Source organism: Gillisia sp. Hel_I_86 (assembly GCF_007827275.1).
Taxonomy (GTDB): domain Bacteria; phylum Bacteroidota; class Bacteroidia; order Flavobacteriales; family Flavobacteriaceae; genus Gillisia.
Genome location: NZ_VISE01000001.1, coordinates 1,088,978 through 1,113,462, shown reverse-complemented (window position 1 = coordinate 1,113,462; position 24,485 = coordinate 1,088,978). Strand labels below are relative to the sequence as shown.

Below are 24,485 nucleotides of genomic sequence, written 5' to 3'. Positions count from 1 at the left end.
ATCATGAAAATCTTATTATTACATCAGTATTTTCTGGAAGAAGATGACCCCGGCGGGTCGCGCTGGAACGAAATGGCAAAAAGTTGGACAGATGAAGGAAATGAAGTTACTGTTATTGCTGGAATGATGCATTATAACGGTGATGAAAAAAGGAAAGTTTACAAAAAAAAATATTTTAGTAATCATAATCAAGGAAATATAAGGGTGATTCGAACCCACGTATCAGAATCTTATAACAATGGGTTCTTGGGAAGATTAAATGGCTATATTTCTTTTATGATCTCTTCAATATTAGCTGGTATTTTTAAAGTTAGCGGAAAATTTGATGCGATTGTTGTAACCTCGCCCCCGCTTTTTATTGGAATAAGCGGCTATTTAATCTCTAGGATAAAAAGGGCCCCAATGGTTTTTGAAGTAAGGGATCTTTGGCCTGAATCTGCAATAGATACCGGGATCCTTACCAATAAATGGATAATTAAATTAGCATATAAAGTTGAGGCTTTTCTTTACAAGAAATCTACGCTTATTAATGTATTAACACCAGCATTTCGAACAAAACTTATTGAAAAGGGGGTGCCAAAGGAAAAGATAATTTTTATACCTAATGCTGCAGATTTTAATTTGGCAGAAAAGCTTGCAAAAGATTTTGATCCTATCCAGTTTAAAAAGGATTTAGGTTTTGAAAATAATATGGTAATTACTTATGTTGGTGCTCATGGGGTAGCTAACCATTTAATCCAGGTTCTTGATGCTGCTGAAAAATTAACCAATACAAATGTAATATTTCAACTTATAGGATCAGGAATGCAAAAAAAGGCCCTTATGATGGAAGCAGTGTCCAGAAATATTACTAACGTGGTATTTCGTGATCCTGTTCCAAAAAGTGAAGTTTTTAAGTATATTTTGGCTTCAGATATGGGAGCTTCAATTTTAAAAAAGGTAGATACCTTTAAAACAGTTTATTCAAACAAAACCTTTGATTACTTTTCTTGTAAAAAACCAGTATTAATGGCCATAGGTGGGATTTCTGCTGAATTAATCAAAGAGGCGGATGCCGGGACCTATGTGGAGCCCGAGAATGCATTGGAATACAATAGGGTAATTAGAGATTATATTGCAGATCCTGAACGGCTAAATAGGGAAGGAGAAAATGGATTTAACTTTGCTAAAAAAGACTTTGACCGAATTGTATTGGCCGAAAAATTTATTAAACAGATCAAGCTTGCATTATCTATTAAGGATATCCCCAAGAAAGATGAGGTATTGAAATATAATAGACAAAAAGATTATTCAGTAAAGGGAATATCTGTTCAAAGAGCTAAAGAAAAAATTACAACAGAATAACCTACCTTAGGGTTTGAATTTTTTATTCATGATTTTTTAAGAAACATTTAACAACCCCCTTTCTTTATGACGTCCCTACTATCTTTTTTTTACAAATTATCCGAAGGTATTAATCTTCTTGTCGATCTCCTATTTTTCTTCATTTTAATGTTTGGCCTGTTTATAATTGAAAAAAAAGAGAAGTTTGATTTAATGGTATTTAAGTAATTTAAAATAATAAATCACGTTGAAGATGTGCATTATTTTATCCTACAGAAATAAAACGTAAAATTACATGAAGAAAAAATTTTAACCATTGGTTTTCTATATTTCCAATTATGGTAATCAAATTTTTGGTATCATGATGTTTCGTCCTCAGGTAAGTTTTTGATTTTTATTCGTGATGCAATTTTTAAAAAATACGCTGTGGTTACCAAAAATTAAAGGATTTGGCAACACTTTTAAGATTCAAACTCTTGTAAATTGTCATTATTAAAAAGAAAAAATCATCAGTATTTTTTCCTCACTTGACTTCTGTATGAATAGTTTAAAATTAAATTCCCATGAAAGTTCTGCGGTTCAAAGATTATATTAAAATTATATTCCTTCGCAAGTTGGACGGTTTTGATCTTTCCAACATTAACTATTTGCCAAGATATATTGTACTTTTAATAGATATTTTCCTTGCTATAATAGCGCTAACAACAACACATTTTTTCTTAAACTCGGTAAACGTTACTTTTTTTTCTGTGCTGCCTAATATTTTCAATATTGTTATATTACTGAGCGTTTATATTTTATTCTTTTTTGTTTTTAAAACCTATTCTGGTCTAGTTCGCCATTCATCTTTTATAGATATTTTGAAACTGGCTTTTGCTTCGGTTGCAACTGTTTTTACCTTGGGGGTCATACAGTATTTGTACTTTTTCTATACAGGGAATAAAATATTTACAATGGTTGGCCTGGTTCTTTATACAGTACTTTCTTTTACCTTCTTACTTATCTTTAGGGTTTTTGTAAAGCAAATCTATTTAACATTCAAATTAGAAAACCGAAAAAACAACAAAAAGAGGATTGCGATTATTGGGATAGATGATAGTTCCATATCTTTAGGAAAAGCTTTGAATACGACTTCCGGGGAAACTTTTTTTCTTGTAGGTTACTTATCGGAGAGGCCCGTAAATAAATTAAATATTGGTGGAAAACCTGTAATTTCTACAAAACCCTCACTTAAAAATATATTGCCCTCATTAAACCTAGATGGTTTACTTATTATTGGGGAAAAATTAACAATCCAAAAAAAAAATGAATTAATAAATTTATGTTCAGATAATAATATGCAGTTGTTCAATGCCCCCAGGGTGGAGGCCTGGACATTGAACGATGATATCACGAAAAACATAAAGGCTTTTGAAATTGAAGATCTTCTGGATAGGGAACCAATTCTTCTTAATAATCTAGCTATCAAGAAAGACCTGGAAAATAAGAACATCCTTATTACCGGTGCCGCTGGATCCATAGGTAGCGAATTGGTGCGGCAAATAGCATTATACAATCCTAAAAATTTAATTCTTGTTGATCAAGCTGAAACGCCTTTGTACGCTTTAGAACTTGAGCTGAACGAAAGTTTTCCAGATTTAAAATTTAGGGTAATCCTAGCAAGCATAAGCAATAAATACCGGATGTACGCGCTTTTTAAAAAGAACAGTTTTTCTGCTGTTTTTCATGCTGCTGCATACAAACATGTGCCCTTAATTGAAAGGAACCCTAGGGAGGCAATTATGGTTAATTTATTGGGAACGATAATATTGGCAAAACTCTCAAGCCAATATAAGGTAAACAAATTTGTCATGATTTCCACAGATAAAGCGGTAAACCCTACGAATGTAATGGGGGCCTCTAAAAGAGCGGCAGAAATGTATGTGCGATCTTTCCAACACCACAGCAGTAATAGGACACAATTTATTACTACGCGTTTTGGAAATGTACTTGGTTCTAATGGTTCAGTAATTCCTTATTTCAGGAATCAAATAGCAAAAGGAGGACCGGTTACGGTCACTCATCCAGATATTATTAGATATTTCATGACCATTCCAGAGGCTTGCCAATTAGTTCTTGAAGCAGGCACCATGGGAAAAGGGGGTGAGATTTTAATTTTTGATATGGGAGAACCCGTAAAAATTTTAGCTCTTGCTGAAAGGATGATCGAGCTTTCAGGATTTAAGCCATATAAGGATGTAAAAATTGAAATAACAGGTTTACGCCCGGGAGAAAAACTATATGAAGAGTTACTTAGCGAAAACACCAAAACACTTCCAACTCATCATAGCAAAATCCTCATTTCGAAAGAAATATCCTCTAACTTTGAAGACATTAAAATAAAAACTGAAAGATTAATAAAATCGTCTATACGTGATACAGACAAAAAAGAGATGGTGAAATTGCTCAAAGATCTAGTACCGGAATTTATAAGTAAAAATTCACTTTTCGAGGAACTCGACTATAATGATGAATTGATTCAGGCTAAGATTTAAAAAGGATCACATAATTCGTTGTCGGTGGTTCATACCCAGCAGCAAATGGAAATATATAATTAACCTAAACCCCTATATTCACAAAAATTTTTAAATTGATGAAATCCCAAAATTATTTAAAACTGCCTTTATTAGCTTTTTTCAGCATAATCTTTATGAATTCCTGTGTTTCAAATAAAGAAATCGCCTATTTTCAAGGTTTGGATACTATACAGCAACAAGCAAATGCCTCCAAAAATAGTTTGGAAATAAAGCCAAACGATCTTTTAACCATTTCGGTCTCTGCTTATAATATGGAAGCGGCTATGCCCTTTAACCTGCCTGTAGTTGGGATGTCCAATGGTGGAGGGATGGATGCTTTAAGGGTTTCTGGAACTCCACAATTGCAATCTTATTTGGTGGATAGCGATGGTAATATTGAATTTCCACAACTTGGAAGCCTAAAGGTAGAAGGCCTAAACACACAGGAGCTTGCTTCAAACTTAAAAGAGAAGATTTCTGAATACGTACAGCAGCCCATTGTTAACGTTAGACTTGTGAATTTTCAAGTGAGCGTCTTGGGGGAAGTGAACCGCCCAGGCACTTTTACAATACCAGATGAATATTTAAGCCTTCCCAAAGCCCTCGGTTTGGCCGGTGACCTAAGTATTTACGGGCAGCGTTCCAATGTGCTGGTCATGCGCGAGGATAATGGTGCCAAGGTCCATGGTTATTTGGACCTTTCCAATGCCAATGTTATAAACTCTCCTTTTTATTATTTACAGCAAAACGATGTGGTGTATGTAGAGCCCAATGGAGCTCAAAAACAAGCTGCAAATTATAATAGGAATGCTTCTGTTTATATTTCGGTAGCCTCCGTATTAATCTCCCTAATCGTTTTGATAGCAAGATAAATTATGTCACAACAACAAGCCCCACAGCACCAACAGCAGTTTCAGCAGGAAGAAGAGATCAACCTGCGGGAAGAACTGGAAAAATATTTGAGGTTCTGGCCATATTTTATAGCCAGTGTTTTATTATGCTTAATAATTGCCTTCTTTTATTTACGTTATAGCACGCCAGTTTTCCAATCTACCGCCACCATTATTATAAAGGATGAAAAAAAGGGCGGCATCATGTCCGAATTGTCCGCCTTCGAGGATATGGGGATTTTAAGCGGCATGGGTGGGGGCAATAGTATAGAAAACGAAATGGGGATTTTACGCTCCAAGCAACTTATAACAGATGTGGCAAAGGAACTTCAATTGAATATCCGCTATTTCCTGGAGGGTGATGTCCAAACCACGGAAATTTACGCAATTATACCAATTGAGATCCAGCTTTTGACCCAAGACGATTTAAAATTAAGTGCTGCAAAATCCTTTAAGTTTATCAACAAGGAAGGGACGAATTTTAGTTTAGTGAATACCGAAAGCCAGACTGAATTTAAAGGAACTTTTGGAAAACCCGTAGATCTGGATTTTGCCACGATAATAGTTACAAAAAACCAAGAGCAAAAAACGGGTCCCTCACCTGAAAATAATGATCCACTTATTATAAGCTTCAGTACGGTGGATGCCGCTGCTGGGAGTTATAGGGGAAAAATTCAACTTAGTCTAACCGATAAGAATTCCAGTTTAATTGAAATAAACCTAAACGATCCTGTAAAGGAGAAAGCTAGGGATATTCTTAATCAGTTGATCTTTGAATATAACAGGCAAGCTATTGATGACAAAAACCTGGTAGCGATAAATACCGCGAAGTTCATAGAGGACAGGTTGGATATCATCACTGGCGAACTGGATTCTGTGGAAACCGGCAAAGAGAATTTTAAGGAATCCAATCAGTTAACAGATATTCAGGCAGAGTCTGAAATGTTCATAGAAAACGCGAGTGAATTCAATAAAAAAAGACAGGATGTCAACACGCAATTAGAGCTAAGCAATGCCATGTTGGATTATCTGGCAAAAGATTCAGATTCAGATCTTCTCCCTGCCAATTTGGGAATTTCAGAAACAGGGGTAAACAATGTTATTTCTGAATATAACAGCTTGGTATTGGAACGCAACAGGATTTTAAGGGGGTCCACCGAAAAAAATCCTGTAATCATAGATTTAAACAGTCAGATTTCACAAATCAAAGGAAATGTAAGAAGGAGCTTGGAACGGATGCGTGCTAACTTACGAATAGCGCGGCAAGATTTGGATAGCCAGGCTTCTGCCATGGGTTCTAAGATAGCCTCGGTACCGGGAAAAGAAAAACAATTTAGGGGCATAGAGCGTCAGCAAAATATCAAAGAAGCTTTATACCTGTTCCTGCTTCAGAAGCGGGAAGAAACGAGTTTATCTTTAGCCGTTACAGCACCTAAAGCAAAGATCGTGGATGCGGCATATACGATGGACCTGCCAGTATCCCCAAAGAAGAAGATCATATTTCTAGCTGCGCTCATCTTGGGATTATTGATTCCATTTTTGATTATTTACCTGAAACATCTCCTCAATAATAAAATCCACAGTCAGCAGGATATGCAGGTGGCCTTAAAGACCATTCCCTTGGTGGGGGAGATCCCAAGAATTGCAAAAGCGGAAAGTGAAATAATCACTGAAAATGATCGTTCGGTGCTATCGGAATCTTTTAGGATCCTGCATACCAACTTACAGTATTTGTTGGTAAATGCCGGAAATGATACCGATGCGAACGTGTTGTTTGTAACTTCCACTGTTAAAGGCGAAGGAAAAACCTTTATTGCATTTAATTTGGCATTGACCTTGGCAAATTCAGGAAAGAAAGTATTGATAATGGGTGCCGATCTTCGAAATCCGCAATTACAACGTTATGAAGAGGATTTCAAGACGAATAGGGGGATTAGTGATTATTTGGTAAACAAGGAGCTGGAGCTAAAATCCCTGATTAAGACTTCTGAAACTCATGAAAACCTTGATCTTTTAGCCTCTGGAAGTATTCCTCCAAACCCTTCAGAACTTTGGAGGACCAACAAGTCTGAAACTTTATTTGCAAGTTTAAAAGAGAATTATGATTATGTGGTGGTAGATACTGCCCCCGTTATGTTGGTAACAGATACCTTTTTAATAAGCAAATACGCCGATCTTGTTTTATATGTGACCAGGGCAGGATATACAGAGAAGAAACTTTTAAATTTTGCCGTCGATTCCCAGAAAGCCGGAAAATTGCACGATGTAAGTTTTGTGCTAAATGATGTGAAACTTGCGAATTTTGGATATGGTAATAAATACGGATATGCCTATGGAGTTGAAAAGGAAGGTTTTTGGCAAAAACTGAAAGCTGGGTTTTAGGAGTTAAGAAATGGTTTCAGGATTTAATAATACGAGAAGTTTATTGTCAAACTGAGCTTGTCGAAGTTTAGACAGTCCTACCTGCACATTTCGGCGGGCTCAATGTGACAACTATGTCATCCCGACATGAGCGACCATAGGGAGCGATTGAGGGATCTCAAAAAAGCAGGAAAATGTTGAAGGCTCGGGATTTATTTTCTATCGATTCCCGCTTAAAATGGCATTTTTCATCCAATAAAAATTTAAAACGCAATTCTTGAAACCAAAATCTCATTACATATTTTTGCTCTTTATCCTAGCTGCAAATCAGCTTTTTTCCCAAATAGAATATTCGGGAAGCATCAATTTGGAAGGTTACGCTTCAAATAAAGATGAACTGCCTTTTTGGATGTATAGCAATACTCGGGGCAGGGTTTCGGAAAAATCAAATTTCGCAACTTGGATCAACGGTAAAGCAGTCTACGGTTTTTCTTCCAATTCCAGTCTTGAAGTAGGAGCGGGAATTTTATATCAAGATGAATTACGCAACGATGATTTTATAGATGAGCTGTATGCTAGCTATAAAATTTCTTGGTTGGAAATTGTCGTGGGCAGAAAACAGAAACAAGAATTCTATAATGGCCTTAGTGCCACAAACGAGAGTTTTGCCTGGTCTTTAAATGCCAGGCCGTTACCAGGAATCCAAATAAGGACCCAGCGACCTATTTATTTCAATGAAAACGAAAAGTTGGGAGTTGAATTTTCTCTAAACGAATATCTATTGGGAGACGATCGTTTCGTGAAAGCTGCGCGTTTGCACCATAAACGTTTTCATGTAGTTTACAATCCCCACCCTGGCTTTAGTATAAGGGCAGGGATCCAGCATTATGCACAATGGGCGGGTGATTCCCCCGAAAGCGGACCACAACCTAGTGGTTTTTCAGATTATCTAAGGGTGGTAAGTGGAAGAGAAGGGGGAGAAAATTCAGTTGTGGGGGATAGGATGAATGTTCTGGGGAATCATCTGGGAAGCTATGAGTTGTATCTAACCAAAAAATTTGAAAATGCCAGCGTGAAACTCATCTATAACCACTTTTTTGAAGATGGCTCTGGAACCCGTTTTGATAATTTCCCCGATGGCCGCTACGGAATCTTTTGGGAAAAGGATTCCAAGGAGGGTTTTGTAAATTCGGTTTTATATGAGTTTTATTACACAAAAAATCAGAGCACGAACAGTTTATCTCCCCATGGTAAAGATGCTTATTTTAATAATTTCCAGACCTATCGTAGCGGGTGGACCTATCAAAGAAGGGTATTGGGAGTTCCCTTTTTCGATTTTAGCGAGGAAAAGGACATTGTGGTAGGAAATCGGTTTTTAGCGCATCACGTTGGTTTTTCAGGAAGCCTCACAAAATCTCGAGAATTTGAATATAAAATATTGTCCAGCTATGTGAAGAAATACGGTGCTTATTTAAAAAGGTACAGCCCCAATCGTGAAGAGATTTATTTAAAATATGATCTTGGTTTATTTAAAGACCCATTTAATTTAAATTTGATAATGAGCGCCGAATATTCCAATATTGCTCAACCTATCTATGGAGCTGGACTAAGTTTATCCAAGCAGTTTTAATTAATGTATTTCCCTAAATGGATTTTTAAATTATAACTGTTATACAGAAAGATTTAATTCCATAAACAATGAATGTTAAAACTATGTTAAATATGTCTAGTTCGGGGATACTCCAAATTGGAAACCCTGAGAGCTCAACCTCAAAGGGAGGAACAAATTTTCAAGCACTCCCGCTTCATCTTCTCTAGATATTTATATAGCCAACAAGGAGAATTCGGTTCAATACACCAACTTTTTTAAAAATCAACAAAAAAGTGCTACTCCTGTGTTATCCACAAAAAAAGCCGACTCGCTAAAGTCGGCTTATCCCTTTGTGCGGGCGGGGAGACTCGAACTCCCACATCTCGCGGCACCAGATCCTAAGCTTCAGTTAATTTCAAAAACAATTATTAGCTCTATCCCTCTTAGCACCGAAGCTTTGGATAAGAACCTGAACGCCTTTCTGAAAAAACAGGAAACAGAAGATAAATCCACAGATGAACTTTCAAAGAGCATGGATAAAAAGCTGGAAAAAGCCACGGTGCTACCCAATTATATGCTCATGATCTTCGGAATATCCATGTTGGGGCTTCTGGGCTATTTCAAACACACCGCCAATATAGCGGAAAAGGAAAAATATAGAATCCATCAGTTACTGATAGAATCAAAAAATTACCATTATCAAGAATATTTTTCAAAAACCCCTGAGATCAAAGATGATTATTACAAGTGGTTGGGGGAGCAAAAATAAGAGATGTCATGACAATTACCTTTGCCGCACATTATTCTAATTTTACAGTAAATGGCTTTAAAACTCCAGTGAATTGGTTGTTTTTTACTGTAACTCATAAGTGGTTCACGTCCTGTGTTGTTTTTACTTTACGCTTAACTTCCCCGATGCTATAAAACCAATACAGAAACCACGCGAAGGGTTAGTTATGGTAGGTTTGGGGCTGAAAATTTTAAAAATACTTATTAGAGTGTGCTTTTGTGTAAAATTAAAAGACTAAAATTTAGTTTAGGGTTATTAGTATAGAGCAGATATAAGTTGAAGATTTGATGAATTTGTTTATTCAAGGAATTTCAGAGCTGAAGTAATTACCTAGATTAATTGTGTTTAATGAATTTTTTAACCCTTTATTGTTTCCACATTTATATTGAATTAACCAAGTATGGTACTATGTTGTCCATAATTCAATATAAAATTGCCTGCTAAAGATAAAATATGCAAATTTAGGGATCCTACTACTCATTGCAACACAAATTCAAATTTTCCTGGAATGAAAAGACTCTTAACTTATCTGTTGTTTGCTACAATTTCAATTCAGTTGTATGCTCAGGAAAAGGAATTTACGCATGCCGATACACTTCGAGGTTCTATTACTGCTGAAAGAGCCTGGTGGGATGTGATGAGGTATGATATTTCGGTAACCCCTGATTTCGAAAACAAATATACTTCAGGATTCAACACTATCACTTATAAAGTTGCTCAGGAAAAGCATCCGGAAATGATGCAGATCGATTTACAAAAACCTTTGGAAATCGATAGTATCGTCTACGATAAGACTAAGTCTTTAAGCTTTAAGCGGGAAGGAAATGTTTTTCATGTGCAAACTCCCAAACAAAAATTAAATACCGAGCATGAAGTAAAGATTTACTTCAGCGGAAAACCTCATGAAGCCATTCGCGCTCCTTGGGATGGTGGATGGACTTTTGCAAAAGATGAAAAAGGAAGACCATGGATGACGGTTACTTGCCAGGGCCTTGGTGTTTCTATCTGGTATCCTAACAAAGATCACCAAAGTGATGAGCCCGATCGCGGAGCTTCCTTAACCATGCGGGTCCCAAAAGATCTAATGGCAGTAGCTAACGGCCATATGTTAGATAAAACCGAACATCAAGATGGTACAGTTTCCTATAAATGGGGCGTAGAAAATCCGATAAGTAATTATACGATCATTCCATATATAGGGCACTATAAAAACTTTTCAGAAGAATATAAAGGAATAAAAGGAGCCCTTGAACTCAATTATTGGGTATTGGACTATAATCTTGAAAAAGCCAAAGATTATATGCCGCCGGAAGTTCACAATATGCTCGATGCTTTTGAATACTGGTTTGGTCCCTACCCGTTTTATGAAGATGGCTTTAAACTTGTGGAAACTGAACATACCGGGATGGAGCACCAATCCAATGTTTCTTATGGTAACTGGTATGCGGGGGGCTATCGTGGCAGAGATCTTTCTAATACTGGACTGGGCTTAACTTGGGATTTTATAATTATCCATGAAAGTGGGCACGAATGGTTTGGAAACAATATCACTAGTAATGATCTGGCAGATATGTACATTCATGAAAGTTTTACCAATTACAGTGAAACCTTATTTCTCGACTATGTATATGGAGAAGAAGCTGCGAATGATTATAATTTCGGAAGTAGAATCGGGATTCAGAATGACAAACCTATCATTCCTGTGTATGGTGTAAATGCACAGGGAAGCGGCGATATGTATCCAAAAGGAGGAAATATGCTGCATAGCATTCGTCATAGTATAGATAACGACAAGCTCTTCAAAAATATCCTTACCGGTTTAAATATGACTTTTCATAATAAAACGGTAGATGGAAGTGAAATTCAACACTATATTTCAGAGAAAGCGGGATATGATTATTCGAAGGTTTTTGAACAGTATTTAACAACTACACAAATCCCGAAACTTGAATTATATATAGATGCTCCAAACAGTAAAATATTCTACAGATATATTAATTGTGTAGATGGTTTCAATTTGCCGCTGGTATTAAAAGGCGATGAAGAAAAAATTAAAATAATCCCTTCTTCAGAATGGCAAAGTGTAGGGATTCAGAATAAAAATCAATATCTGTTCACTCCCTGGAGGATAGAGCATATGTATTATTTAGAGGTTGAACTGGTTAAAAATATGGAAGAATAAATGTTTTCAAGAGAAACTTATGTATCGCGGCGGGAGATTTTAAAAAAGAAAGTGAAATCTGGGATTCTGATATTTCCCGGGAATAAGGAAACCGGGATGAATTATAAAGATAACTGGTATCCATTCCGCCAGGATAGTACTTTCTTATATTACTTCGGAATTAACCTTCCCGACTTGTATATGGTCATCGATCTGGATGAAGACAAAGAAATTCTTTTCGGAGAAGATTTAACCCCTGAAGATATGGTTTGGGTGGGAGCTTCTGAACCTTTAAATACCTATGCTGAAAAATGTGGCGTTGCGGAGGTAAAACCAATGTCTAAGCTTGAAGAAACAGTTCGTAAAGCAAAACAAAAAGGGCAAAGGTTACATTATTTACCGCCCTACCGAAGTAAAGTCACTATTGAAATTAGTGAGCTTACGGGAATTCCTGTGGCTGAAGTGGAAGCAAACAAATCTATTGAATTTATCAAAGCAGTGATTGCACAGCGTTCTATAAAATCTGAGGAAGAAATTAAAGAACTACATAAAGCCGTAAACATCACTGCCAACATGCATCGCCATGCGATTAGGTGCACGAAACACGGAGTTACCGAAAAGCAGATTGCGGGTGAATTACAGGCGATAGCAATAGCCGGGGGCGGGAATATTTCTTTCCCAATAATTTTAACCAAAAACGGGCAGTATCTTCATAATCACGCAACCCAGGCAGTAGTAGAAAACGGGGATATTATTTTATGTGACTGTGGTGCAGAAACAGCAATGAATTATGCCGGGGATATGACGCGTACATTTCCCGTTGCCGAAAGATTTACAGCTATTCAAAGTGAAATTTATTCCATTGTGCTGGATGCCCACGAGTCGGCTTCTTCGGCTTTAAAACCAGGATATATATTTAAAGATGCACATTTACTTGCCTGTAGCCGCATTGTGGAGGGCTTAAAAGGTTTCGGCTTGATGAAAGGAGATACGCAGGAAGCCGTGAATGCCGGTGCGCATACCTTGTTTTTCCAATGCGGGCTGGGACATTTTATGGGAATGGACGTGCACGATATGGAAAATTTCGGAGAACAGCTGGTAGGTTATACCGATGAGGCTAAAAAAAGTACCGATTTCGGCTTAAAATCCCTCCGATTAGGGAAAGCACTGGAAGCAGGGAATGTCCTTACCGTAGAACCCGGAATTTATTTTAATCCGTTTCTAATCGATGCCTGGAAAGCTCAGGGGAAATACACCGATTTCGTGAACTATGATAAGGTTGAGAGGTTTAAAGACTTTGGCGGAATGCGCGTTGAAGAAGATTTTCTCATCACTACTACCGGAAAACAGTTATTAGGAGAGCCTTTGGCCAAAACAATAGAAGAATTAGAAGAACTTAAAAATTCATAAATAAATAAAAAAGCTATGAAGTCCTTAACATTAAAATCCCTACATTTTTTATTAAGCTTCATAGCTTTTACCTTTTCAGGAATTGCTCAGGAAAGCGATTCTTTGTTAGATCTTGATCGTATCTATGCTTCGGAAGAATTCAAAAGCGATCGTCAAGCACCAATTTTTTGGGTAGAAAATGGCGATGCTGTTGTAACTATAGAAAAAAGTGAAAACGGAAATGATCAGCTTATTAAATACCAGAGTAAAGATTACAAAAGCAATGTCTATCTAGCTGCTGAAAAGCTCGCTTCCAATGGCGCTAATCTAAAAATTGAAGATTTTTCATTGTCGCCAGACGCAAGTAAGGTGATGATCTTTACCAATTCCAGCAGGGTTTGGCGTACAAATACAAAAGGAGATTTTTGGGTGTATGATTTTGAGTCAGATAAGCTAAAACAATTAGGGAAAGATTTCACACCTTCTTCTTTAATGTTCGCAAAATTCTCTGAAAACAATCAGTTTGTAGCCTATGTTCAGGATTTTAATATTTATAAAGAGAATTTTAAGACCGGCGAAATAACGCAGCTAACAAAGGATGGGACCGGAGATATTATTAATGGTACTTTTGACTGGGTGTATGAGGAAGAATTTGGACTGCGGGACGGTTTTGCCTGGAGTCCCGATGCTTCAAAAATAGCATTCTGGCAATTAGATGCTTCAGAAATTGGTACTTTTTATATGATCAATAATACCGATTCGGTATATTCTGAACCTATCCCTTTACAATATCCCAAAGCAGGTTTCGATCCTTCTTCATCTAAACTGGGATTAATCAATACGAAAACTTCAGAGATCAACTGGATTCCTGTTCCCGGGGATCCCGTTCAGCATTATCTGCCGGCGATGCAGTGGGTGAATAAAGATTTACTGTTGCTTCAGCAAATGAACAGAAAGCAAAACGAACTGAATATTTATACTTATAAACCTTCTTCCTCTGAACTTAGTAAAATATATACGGAAACCGAAGATACCTGGGTAGATTTAAGATATCCCGATATTGCCTCAAATCAATGGGGAAATACCGACCAGTTAATCGTAGATGATGGGAAAAGCTTTTTAAGAATGACTGAAAATGATGGCTGGCGTCATATTTATAAAATCAGCTTGGAGACCGGAGAGAAAACGCTTTTAACCCCCGGAGATTATGATGTGGCGGCTTATTATCAAACCGATGCTAAGAATTTATATATCGTTGCTTCTCCAAATAATGCCACACAACGTTATTTATATAGTGTTCCATTAAATGGAAAAGGAAAATTAACCAGGATCACACCACAGGAATTTGATGGTGTGAATACCTATGATGTTTCTCCAAACGGCGAATATGCGATTCATAAATTTACCAATGTAACTACGCCTAATACGGTGAGCCTAGTAAGCCTTCCAAAACATAAAACCATACAGAAGCTGGTAGATAATAAACGACTAAAGGACAGGTTAAAAAGCCTGGCGATTCCGGAAATTTCATTCTTTAAAGTAACAACTAAAGAAGGAATTGAAATGGATGGCAGAATGACAAAACCTTTGAATTTTGATGAATCTGAAAAATATCCCGTTTTATTTCATGTGTATGGCGAACCCTGGGGAGTCGTGGCCACCGATGCGTGGATTGGATTGTATGAAATCTTTATGGCGCAAAAAGGTTTTGTAGTGATTAATATGGATAACCGTGGGACCCCGAGTTTAAAAGGTAGTGACTGGCGAAAAAGCATATATCAGAAAGTTGGAGTTCTCAACACCAGAGACCAGGCATTCGCTGCACAAAAAGTTTTGGAAACTTATGATTTTTTAGATAAAGACCGTGTAAATGTATGGGGTTGGAGCGGAGGAGGTTCCATGACACAAAATTTGTTGTTCCGTTATCCTGAAATTTATCAAACCGGTGTCGCGGTGGCTGGAGTGGCAAATCAGTTGTTTTATGATAACATTTATCAGGAGCGTTATATGGGATTGCCGAGTGAGGATAAAGATAAATTTATTGAAGGATCACCGGTAACTTATGCTAAAAACCTGGAAGGAAATCTACTATTGATCCATGGAACCGGTGATGATAATGTGCATTATCAGAATATGGAATTTCTGATAAATGAACTTATTAGAAATAACAAACAGTTTGAAATGATGGCGTATCCTAATCGCTCGCATGGTATTTATGAGGGTGAGGGTACCAGCTTACATTTATATACGTTGATTACCAACTACTTTTTAGAGCATAATTAATTAAAATGATGCACATTCCCCTCTTAATATTGTCTGAAGTAAAAAAATAGTGATGTTGAAATCTGTACGGTACCACAACAATATTAAATAGTATCTTTTTAAAGCTAGCCACTTTTATGCATAAGGAATGGGCAATACGAGATAATTAGAATGGAACATATCTTATTTGAATTACCCTTGAAGGAATTTTAATAACCTGGAAAGAGGATCCTTAATAAAATAAATCGGCTCGGGTTTCCCCGAGCCGATGGCCATCCAAAACTTATAATTAACACTCAACTTTATTGGAAAAAAAGCCTAAACCATATGGTTTTATTTTTTAGCGGAAATAGCCATTAATTCTTCGAGATAGTTCCCCCAAATGGCAGGGTTAGAATGGGTTCCATGTCCGCTGGTTTCATCCGTTATTGGTAGTAGGACAAATTTCGCATTTGCTATTTTTTGAATATGCTCCTCCATCAAACCTAATTCAGGTGGATTTACCTGATCATCGGCCGAATTTATTGCAATTAAAGGTGCTTTTATTTTTGAAAGATGAGGAGCAGGATTATAATTTCGTGAGGATTCAAATGCATAGATCATGTCATTAGCATCCATGATAGACAAATATCTTTCTACCATATTGTCCAGCATTTCTTCCGCTTCTTCTCTTGTAGGAGCACGTTTTTGCCACTGGAGGGGACTGCTCACCATAAACATTAGTTGCCCGATAGCTCCAGATAGACCTACCTTTGGTTGCTCCTTATAATTTCCGTTCTTCCACTCAGGATCCATTTCAATTAACTTAACAATCATGGCTCTCTGCATTCTGTTACGTCCCGCTATTTCTACCGGTAAACTGGCTAAGGGCATGATAGCATCCATAAAATCGGGATAGGTGTAACCCCAAACCCAGGACTGCATACCACCCATTGAGGTACCGGTAACCAAACGTAAATGATCAACTTTCAAATGCTCTGTTAGAAGCTTATAATTGGCCAGGACCATATCATCATAGGTATATTTAGGAAATTCCATGCGTAAACTATCACTTGGTTTGCTAGACTTGCCATGACCAATATCATCTGTTAGGATTATGAAGTATTTAGTTGCATCCAGGGTTTGTCCCGGACCAAAAAGATTCCCTGCATATCTTGAACTCAAAAACTGATGTCCGGTTCCAGTGGTACCGTGTTTGATTAAAATGGCATTATTTACTTTTCCATCTTCACCCTTAGTTGGTTCGCCCAGCGTTGTATAATGAAGGTTCAGGTTCTCTAATTTCTCACCGCTTTCAAATTCAAACTCATCAATAACATAATCACCCTCAACCGGAGTAGGGTAATCCTGTGCAAACAGGCTGAAACTTAGAAAAAAGACAAATATTGATACTGGAAATTCATACTTCATAAGACTACTATTTTTAATTTATATCATTAATAACCGGCTGCATTGCCATCTTTTCTGGATTCGGAAGCACCAAAATAGACTCCTTTTTCAGCGTCATAAAGGATTGCCTGATACCCGCCATAATATCCTCCAAATCCTACTTTATGTCCAAGAGCCATTAATTTTTGAATCTCTTCGAAGCTAAAACCGCTCTCGATCAAGATCTCTCCCTTGTTGTTACTAATTTCTCCAGTTACCGAAGAAGATCCAACGTGTTCAAATCTTGGAGCATCTCCCGCTTCCTGCAGGCCCATCCCAAAATCTATTAAATTCATAATTATTTGCACGTGTCCCTGGGGCTGAAAGTCTCCTCCCATAACACCGAAGCTCAAATAAGGCGCACCATCTACTGTAATAAATCCGGGAATAATGGTATGAAAAGGACGTTTGCCCGGTGCGTAGGAATTGGGTTTTCCTTCTTCCAAATTGAATAATTCACCTCTATCCTGTAGCATGAAACCTAATTTAGGTGGTACCATTCCTGAACCCATACCTCTGTAATTACTCTGAATCATAGAAATCATATTCCCATCCTTATCTGCGACTGTAAAATATACTGTGCTCGAATGATCGGTCTTACCAGCCTTAAAAACTCCGGCTCTGTTCATCTTTATCAAATCTCTCCTCTTAGAAGCGTATTCCTTCGAAAGAAGCTGCTCAACAGGGATATCAGAAAAATCCGGATCGGCATAATATTCTGCTCTATCCTCAAAAACCAGTTTTTTGGCTTCATTTACAATATGAAGATGTCCTGCACTTCCATAAGGGATTCCTGTGAAGTCATATCCTTCAATAATATTCAGCATTTGAAGTGTGGCCAGTCCCTGCCCGTTTGGAGGTAATTCCCATATGTCATATCCTCGATAGTTAGTTGAAATAGGCTCTACCCAGGTTGAAGTATGATCTTCAAAATCTTTCATGCTTAAGAATCCTCCCTGTCCTTGAATGAATTTGGTAATTGTGGAGGCTATTTCTCCTTTATAAAACACATCTCTACCTTTCTCTGCCAATTTCTTATAGGTAGCAGCCAGGAGTGGATTCCTGAAAATATCTCCTTTTTCAGGAATTTTTCCATTATCTGTATAGGTTTCCTCAACATTTGGGAACTCGCTCATATATCTTTTCACAGATCCGTTCAGGTAAAAAGCAATCAATTCAGTTACCGGAAATCCCTCTTCAGCATATTTTATACTTGGGGCGAGAATTTCAGACATAGGCAACTTGCCAAATTTGTCATGAAGTTCAAACCATCCATCCACACATCCCGGTACAGAAACTGGGAGGGGACCTGAGGAAGGTATGCTTTTAATATTATGATCTTTGAAATAATCTAAAGTTAGGTTTTGCGGAGACCTTCCACTTGCATTGAGACCTGAAAGTTTTTGCGTTTTTGAATCCCAAACAATAGCAAAAAGATCACCGCCTATACCACTTCCCGTCGGTTCCATTAATCCTAAAGCAGCATTTACTGCAATAGCAGCATCTACTGCTGTTCCTCCCTTTTTTAAAATATCCAATCCTATTTGTGTTGCCAAAGGATGGCTGGAAGCGACCATTCCATTACCAGCGATTACTTCTGAACGGGTGGCAAAATTCCTACCTGTCAATCGATCCTGGGCAAGGCAGGTGAATTGAATAATTAAAAATGATATTAATAAGTAATTTCTAATGTGAGATCGTTTCATAGAGTTGTTTGTTCAATATTAAAAAACATCCCAAAATAACTTGGTTTCTGTTTCATCTCCTCCAATATTTGCAGAGGCTTGGCTATAATTTGCATTGTTCAGTTGCTGCTCATTCCCTGGATATCTCAATCTATTAGGGAATCCCGAGATGGCATTTTCAGCAAGGGGTAGATCTGGGTGATCTAACCTCCTCATTTCTACCCATGCTTCGAAGGGTCTGTTATATAGGGCAATCCATTTTTGGAATCCTATTTTCTGTTTCCAATCTCCTGTTGCGGAAGAATATGCCACTTCAGGCTGATTTAGATACTCCTGTGCTTCTTCAGCTGTCCCTCCCCAATAAAGAATTGATGCTGTTACCCCATTATTGTAATGCTCTTCAGCAGAACCTGGGATGTCATAGCCTCTTTCCACAGCCTCCGCACGAAGAAATTCTACCTCAACCAGATCTATGAGCACATTAGGGGCATCTGGTGCCGCTACACGGTCACTAGGTTTGGAGCTTTGCGAAAAACTTGTGGCGCGTCCAACAACACCTCCTGAATACTCACCCTCATCATTTAATCCGAAATATCCCGGTAAACGCGGATCCTCCAATTCAACAAGCTCTTCTAAAAGATCTTGTGCAGCAATATAATCTGTTCTTCCTGCCAATACCAATTGGTCATATAACGGATTATTGTTTGGGGGGGAATTGTAATACTCAATGAACGCATTTTGATCTTCGGAAGTAATAGCATTAGCATTTGCTTCTTCAAAAGCTGCTTTGGCGGTTTCACTGTCAACATCAGCTAAAGTCATTGCCATTCTCAATTTCAATGAATTAGAAAAAGCGACCCAGTTCGAAACATTTCCTTGATATAGAATATCTTCAGAAGATGAAAAACCCGGAGAAGAAGTGTTAAGGTTGGCAATATCTTCATCTAAGCGTCTAAGCAAATCGTAATATACTGTTTGGGCGTCATCGTAAACCGGAAAAAGGTTGTTGTCATCAAGAGCCTCTGTGTAAGGAATATCTCCAAAGGTTTTTATTAAAATATCATACGTATAAACTTGCATAATATCTACCATAGCAAGTTGATTGGCTTTTTGACCCGGACTAAGGGATTCATCTTCATTAATAATTCGTGCAGCTTCCTGAAGGTCATTTAATACGTCCTTGTACATTCTGCTCCACCAATTCTCGTTAACGGCCCTAGTAATGTAGTCATATTGAGCTTCCTGTTGAATAACTGCCTGCCCCCAGTATTTCACAATGTGCCTGAAAATATTAACATTTACACTTGCGGAGGCTAAACCGTCCGATAAATTTTTAATGGCATTTGTAAATAATGGACCTGGTGGAATAGTTGCCGCTCTTTTAGTTTCTTCATTAAGATCTGTAATATCCTTCGTACAAGAAGAGTAAAGAAGGATAAACGGAATAATTAAAATATATAATCTTTTCATAATCTTGATTTTATAATTTCAAATTAACATTAAGGCCTATTGTTCTAGTAGTAGGATAAGATCCACTTTGATAACCTTGAATGTTACCTGAGGAAAGGTTTTCTTCCGGATCTGCATAAGGTACATTTTTATGAATGATCCAAAGGTTTCTTCCAATAATGGATAAATCAATATCCTGAAAGTACTTGGGAGTTAATTTTTCTGGTACTGAATAAGATAAAGATAACTCCCTTAATTTCACATAACTCGCATCGTAAACAAATTCTGACTGCGGTTCATAAAAACTGTTATTAGATGTTATTGTTACTCTTTTGTCATTGGGGCTTCCATCTTCTGTGACACCGGGCAAAATTACTCCTCCGCCATCTTCAACGGCATCCCGAACAGGATTTCCTAATTCGTTCAAACCAACAGTACGTGGATAAAGTCCTGCAGCACTACCATAGTACATATCCAATGAAAACAGGTCACCACCTTTGCGCACATCAATTAAGAAACTTAAGGAAAGATCTTTATATCTAAAGGTGTTACTTATTCCTCCAATCCAATCTGGATTTATGTTTCCTATAATATTAGAAGTGGTAGAAGATACTTTCCACAGTCCATTTTCTTTTACGACCCTTTCACCATCTAGGTACTCATAATCTGCACTTTGTAATTCTCCATAGGGTCTCCCAACAGATGCATTTAAACTAACCCCACCTTGAAATGAAGCTAATCTCAAATTAGAACTATTTTCATAAAGGGAAAGCACTTTATTTCTATTTCGGGAAAAATTAATATTCATATTCCAAGAAAAATCATCAGTACGAATTGGGGCTCCATAAACAGATAATTCAATCCCCTTATTTTCTATATCCCCTGCATTAATAAATTTACTGGTGTAACCAGTTGCCAGGGATACCGCTACAGGTATAATTTGATCTACCGTATTGGTGTGATAGTATGAGGCATCAAAACCAAAACGGCTTTTGTAGAATGCCATTTCAATTCCAATTTCTCTACTTTCCGTCATTTCCGGTCTTAGGGCAATATTATTTTTAGTGTCTGGAAGGGAAAATAATAATCCACTTCCAAACGGATTAGGCTTAGCATAAACATCACTAATACTTCCCCACGGCGCATCACTTCCCACCGTTGCATAATTCGCTCTTAGTTTTCCATAATTTAGCCATTCTAAATTTTCAAAATGTTGGGAAAAAAGCCAGCTGCCAGAAAGTGCATAATAGTTATACGCATTAGCATTTTCAGGAAGAGTCGAGGATATATCCCTTCGGAAGGTTCCATCTAAAGTTAAGAAGTCTTGAAAAATTACAGTAGCCCCTGCAAAGTAACCATCCACGGCTTTAGGTTGATAAGTTTCTATTGGAGCAGGGACAGTTCCTACCGAATTAGAGATGGCATATAATCGAGGTACTACCAACCCTCCCGAAGTTGAAGAATAAGCAGAACTTAGGGTATTCCTTCTCAAATTGATTCCTGCCAATGCACTCAGATCAAAATCTTCGGATAATTCTCTATTAATCGTTGCAAGAAAATCATAATTTGTTTCATTAAACCTTCTGTCAAATCTGGAATACGATGCGATTCCCGAACTCCCTACAGCCACTCGCTCTTGTTGGAATTCATTATAATTATCTACAGAAACACGGCCAAGCAACTCTAACCAGTCTGTCAACTTGTAGTTTAGGGAGATATTTCCGAAGATCCTATTTCTTTGATCATCCTGATAATTTTCATAAATGGTCCAGTAAGCGTTATTGGAAAATGCAGGTCTTATTCCTTCTGGAGTGGTAGGATCTGCCCAGTTCCAGGTAATGTTTCTGCGTGTTCTAAAATAAGCATCTTTTTGTTCCTGGATGTCAACATTGGTTTGATTAAAATGTCTGAACGTGCTGTTGATATTTCGTCCACTGTCATAACCAGTTCCGTATCTTCCTTTTCCGTCTATTTGTGAATAATTAGCCATTGCAGACAGGGTCAGGTTCTCTTTTAAGTTATAGCTTGTGTTTAAACTCAAAATATTTTTTAAAACCTGACTATTAGGTACAGTTCCTCTTTCGTCATTTCTAGTATAACCAAATTTTACAGAACCTTTTTCGGCGATATTCCCACTTACAATGATACTGTTGTTTGTAGACACAGAGGTTTCATAGAAAGTCTCCGGGCCGTTCTCGGGGAACACCCACGGTTTGGGCTGTTGAAAGTTGGGAGAAGATGGGTCAAATGCATCCCAATGATAAACCAATAAATTGTTATCATATCTTGGACCCCAAGAACGAGGAGCAAAAGTGGGAACCACTAAATCCTCTGTCCCATCGTTATTAACATCTGATAGCAAAAAGCCATCTTTATCATACTCAGCTGAACGACCTGCTCCGTAATCTTTTTGATAGGTTACAAAAGTGGATTCATCAATTTGACCAACAATTAAAGCACTGTTAATAGCAATGTTTAAACCCCGTTTTCCTTTTTTAGTGGTGATCATTACTACACCATTTGCGGCCCTCGACCCATATAAAGCACTAGCGGCGGCTCCTTTTAGAACGTTAATTGATTCTATGTCGTTGGGATTAATATCTGCTGCAGCATTTCCATAATCATATCCTCCACCCCCGGACTGTTGAGACGCAGAATTTGTATTCGAATTGTCTACTGGAACACCATCGACCACAAAAAGAGCTTGATTGTTACCTGTCAATGATTTTGCTCCTCTAATTACAACATTTACAGATCCGCCTATCGCATTTCCTTGCGTAATTTGCAAACCAGATACTTTCCCTGATAAAGCAGACGCAACATTCCCCACTTTGGTTTGGTTAACTTCATCTCCATCTATTTGTTGTGCAGCGTAAGGGAGGGTGTTTTTTTCCCTTTGAATTCCAAAGGCGGTAACAACAACGGCATCCAACTCTGCAGCATTTGGTGCCAACATTGCATCAATAACACTGGTGTCGCTAACTGTGTATTCTGCGGTTTGTAAACCAACAAAAGAAAACACCAAAACCTGGCCTTTTACTGCTTCAATAGAATAATTCCCATCAAAGTCTGTTTGAACTCCTTTTGAGGTTCCTTTTACCACTATATTAACACCGCCCAATGGCATACCTGTTTCATCAGTGACAGTTCCTGTTATTGTCATCTCCTGGGCATAAATGGTTAGAATCTGAAATAACCCTAAAAAAACTAAGAGTAATATTTTTTTCTTCATACTGTGGATTTGTTTAATTCTTTAAAATTATTATGTATATCCGTTTTCTACCCTAAAAGCTTTTTTGTCACCCTGAATTTATTTCAGGGTCTCCATATTACATTGATTTACATTGAAATGAGATTCTGAAACAAGTTCAGAATGACATCATTTTTCAGTTTGGGATGCTTTACGGACAAACAAAAAATTATTATAACCAAAGTAGAGGATAATACGAAAAATGAATAATCTCTTATTATCTGATAATGATACTATATTAACCCAAATCCAGGATATTCTAAAAAATTGTTAATTATATATTATAGGAATAGTTTTTTTTGGTGGGAATGGCGTAGGAGGGAAGATCTTAAAGTTTTAATAAGCGATCTATGAAAATATTTTTTATGGAGTTAGCAATATGATTTAATAGAGTAATAAACTGCATTAATTTCCCCATTTGGACGGTCGATCAGAAAAAAATGGAGTATCATTTTTATAACAATAAAGAATATACTTAAATAACTCATTTTAATAAGATAGATCTTTAAAACTGAGAGCGATATTGAGAGGGAGTCATATGTTTTAATTCTTTGAACTTTCTATTAAAATTTGCGATATTATGAAAACCACAAAATTCTGAAATTAATGCTACAGATAGGTCTTTTTCTTTATATAGCAATTTGCAGGCATTTTCAATTCGTATTTCAATAAGGAATTGGAAAAATGTTTTATTGGTTCTGTTTTTAAAATATCGGCAGAACGCGTTTTTACTCATGTTTGCATTTTGGGAAATTTCTTCTAAAGAAATAGATTCATTAAAATGATCCATAGCGTATTGAAAAACGTCGTTCATTCTTTTCCCCTCTGCATCTGTATATTTTTTTCTATAAACGAAAGAAGATAATTGCTCTTTTTCTGCTAGTATAATTAGGTTTAAGATATTTAAAAGGGAAGCAATACGTACTATTCGATTTTTCATTTTCATTTCCTGAAAGTACCTTATAATCTCATTTTGGTGAGATAAAAGTTTCATTCCGTAAACGGATTCATTAAAAAACGAACTCAATTCAAGTAGATCACTAATATTAAAAAAATCCTTTCCAAATGAACTCCTAGTAAAAAATAAGGAATACATAATAGATTCAGAAATGACGGAAGAATCACTTCTGAAAACGTGTGGAATATTCTCCCCAATTATAAGGATGTCATTTGGTTTATAGTAGTTGATGCTATCGCCTACTATTAAGGATCCAGATCCCTTAACGATATAACTTATTTGAATTTCTTCGTGTTGATGTAGTTGATTATAAAAGACAATTTCATGATCCTCCTGGTATACAAGGGCATCTAACTCGGGTTTGGGTATTTTAAAAGGAAATACTTTCAAGAA

At 37.1% G+C, this 24,485-nt stretch carries 14 protein-coding genes; 9 read left to right on the top strand and 5 right to left on the bottom strand.

Annotated features, from left to right (window positions below):
* Positions 1–3: 3 nt before the first annotated feature.
* The 9 genes from JM83_RS04820 to JM83_RS04780 all read left to right on the top strand — a co-directional run bounded on the left by JM83_RS04820 (position 4) and on the right by JM83_RS04780 (position 15,343).
* Positions 4–1,344 (top strand): glycosyltransferase family 4 protein, encoded by a 1,341-nt coding sequence (locus JM83_RS04820; protein WP_144959904.1) that lies wholly within the window; start codon positions 4–6, stop codon positions 1,342–1,344.
* Positions 1,345–1,886: 542 nt separating this feature from the next.
* Positions 1,887–3,857: a polysaccharide biosynthesis protein gene (locus tag JM83_RS04815; RefSeq protein WP_144959902.1), complete on the top strand. Its 1,971-nt coding sequence runs from the start codon at positions 1,887–1,889 to the stop codon at positions 3,855–3,857.
* Between the two features lie 98 nt (positions 3,858–3,955).
* Positions 3,956–4,750: a polysaccharide biosynthesis/export family protein gene (locus tag JM83_RS04810; RefSeq protein WP_144959900.1), complete on the top strand. Its 795-nt coding sequence runs from the start codon at positions 3,956–3,958 to the stop codon at positions 4,748–4,750.
* Between the two features lie 3 nt (positions 4,751–4,753).
* Positions 4,754–7,150, top strand: coding sequence for a GumC family protein (locus JM83_RS04805; protein ID WP_144959898.1), 2,397 nt, complete (start codon positions 4,754–4,756; stop codon positions 7,148–7,150).
* Positions 7,151–7,406: 256 nt separating this feature from the next.
* Complete coding sequence (locus JM83_RS04800) at positions 7,407–8,759, top strand: capsule assembly Wzi family protein (RefSeq protein ID WP_144959895.1); 1,353 nt, start codon at positions 7,407–7,409, stop codon at positions 8,757–8,759.
* Positions 8,760–9,024: 265 nt separating this feature from the next.
* The gene (locus JM83_RS04795) at positions 9,025–9,489 is read left to right on the top strand and encodes a DUF6730 family protein (RefSeq protein WP_144959893.1); all 465 of its coding nucleotides are present in this window, start codon (positions 9,025–9,027) and stop codon (positions 9,487–9,489) included.
* Positions 9,490–10,018: 529 nt separating this feature from the next.
* Positions 10,019–11,692 (top strand): M1 family metallopeptidase, encoded by a 1,674-nt coding sequence (locus tag JM83_RS04790; protein ID WP_144959891.1) that lies wholly within the window; start codon positions 10,019–10,021, stop codon positions 11,690–11,692.
* The gene (locus JM83_RS04785) at positions 11,693–13,081 is read left to right on the top strand and encodes an aminopeptidase P family protein (RefSeq protein ID WP_144959889.1); all 1,389 of its coding nucleotides are present in this window, start codon (positions 11,693–11,695) and stop codon (positions 13,079–13,081) included. It begins immediately after the preceding gene.
* Positions 13,082–13,096: 15 nt separating this feature from the next.
* A complete protein-coding gene (locus JM83_RS04780; protein WP_144959887.1) occupies positions 13,097–15,343 on the top strand; it encodes a S9 family peptidase in 2,247 nt (748 codons plus the stop codon).
* Between the two features lie 312 nt (positions 15,344–15,655).
* Here JM83_RS04780 and JM83_RS04775 read toward each other — a convergent pair whose 3' ends face one another.
* The 5 genes from JM83_RS04775 to JM83_RS04755 form a co-directional block, all read right to left on the bottom strand.
* Complete coding sequence (locus tag JM83_RS04775) at positions 15,656–16,732, bottom strand: alpha/beta fold hydrolase (RefSeq protein ID WP_144959885.1); 1,077 nt, start codon at positions 16,730–16,732, stop codon at positions 15,656–15,658.
* Positions 16,733–16,758: 26 nt separating this feature from the next.
* Complete coding sequence (gene ggt, locus JM83_RS04770) at positions 16,759–18,456, bottom strand: gamma-glutamyltransferase (RefSeq protein ID WP_144959883.1); 1,698 nt, start codon at positions 18,454–18,456, stop codon at positions 16,759–16,761.
* 18 nt (positions 18,457–18,474) lie between these two features.
* Positions 18,475–19,905 carry a SusD/RagB family nutrient-binding outer membrane lipoprotein gene (locus tag JM83_RS04765; RefSeq protein WP_144959882.1) on the bottom strand — a complete coding sequence of 477 codons (1,431 nt, stop codon included), beginning with the start codon at positions 19,903–19,905 and terminating at the stop codon, positions 18,475–18,477.
* Between the two features lie 10 nt (positions 19,906–19,915).
* The gene (locus tag JM83_RS04760; protein WP_144959880.1) at positions 19,916–23,116 is read right to left on the bottom strand and encodes a SusC/RagA family TonB-linked outer membrane protein; all 3,201 of its coding nucleotides are present in this window, start codon (positions 23,114–23,116) and stop codon (positions 19,916–19,918) included.
* A 523-nt stretch (positions 23,117–23,639) separates the two neighbouring features.
* Entirely contained in the window at positions 23,640–24,482 is an 843-nt protein-coding gene (locus JM83_RS04755; protein WP_144959878.1) for an AraC family transcriptional regulator, read from the bottom strand.
* Positions 24,483–24,485 lie beyond the last annotated feature (3 nt).

What these genes read in the sequence shown, in the direction of transcription:
- JM83_RS04780 (WP_144959887.1), top strand. Translation starts at nt 13,097, where the DNA reads ATGAAGTCCTTAACATTAAAATCCCTACATTTTTTATTAAGCTTCATA.
- JM83_RS04775 (WP_144959885.1), bottom strand. Translation starts at nt 16,732, where the DNA reads ATGAAGTATGAATTTCCAGTATCAATATTTGTCTTTTTTCTAAGTTTC.
- ggt (WP_144959883.1), bottom strand. Translation starts at nt 18,456, where the DNA reads ATGAAACGATCTCACATTAGAAATTACTTATTAATATCATTTTTAATT.
- JM83_RS04810 (WP_144959900.1), top strand. Translation starts at nt 3,956, where the DNA reads ATGAAATCCCAAAATTATTTAAAACTGCCTTTATTAGCTTTTTTCAGC.
- JM83_RS04785 (WP_144959889.1), top strand. Translation starts at nt 11,693, where the DNA reads ATGTTTTCAAGAGAAACTTATGTATCGCGGCGGGAGATTTTAAAAAAG.
- JM83_RS04765 (WP_144959882.1), bottom strand. Translation starts at nt 19,905, where the DNA reads ATGAAAAGATTATATATTTTAATTATTCCGTTTATCCTTCTTTACTCT.
- JM83_RS04790 (WP_144959891.1), top strand. Translation starts at nt 10,019, where the DNA reads ATGAAAAGACTCTTAACTTATCTGTTGTTTGCTACAATTTCAATTCAG.
- JM83_RS04815 (WP_144959902.1), top strand. Translation starts at nt 1,887, where the DNA reads ATGAAAGTTCTGCGGTTCAAAGATTATATTAAAATTATATTCCTTCGC.
- JM83_RS04760 (WP_144959880.1), bottom strand. Translation starts at nt 23,116, where the DNA reads ATGAAGAAAAAAATATTACTCTTAGTTTTTTTAGGGTTATTTCAGATT.
- JM83_RS04805 (WP_144959898.1), top strand. Translation starts at nt 4,754, where the DNA reads ATGTCACAACAACAAGCCCCACAGCACCAACAGCAGTTTCAGCAGGAA.
- JM83_RS04820 (WP_144959904.1), top strand. Translation starts at nt 4, where the DNA reads ATGAAAATCTTATTATTACATCAGTATTTTCTGGAAGAAGATGACCCC.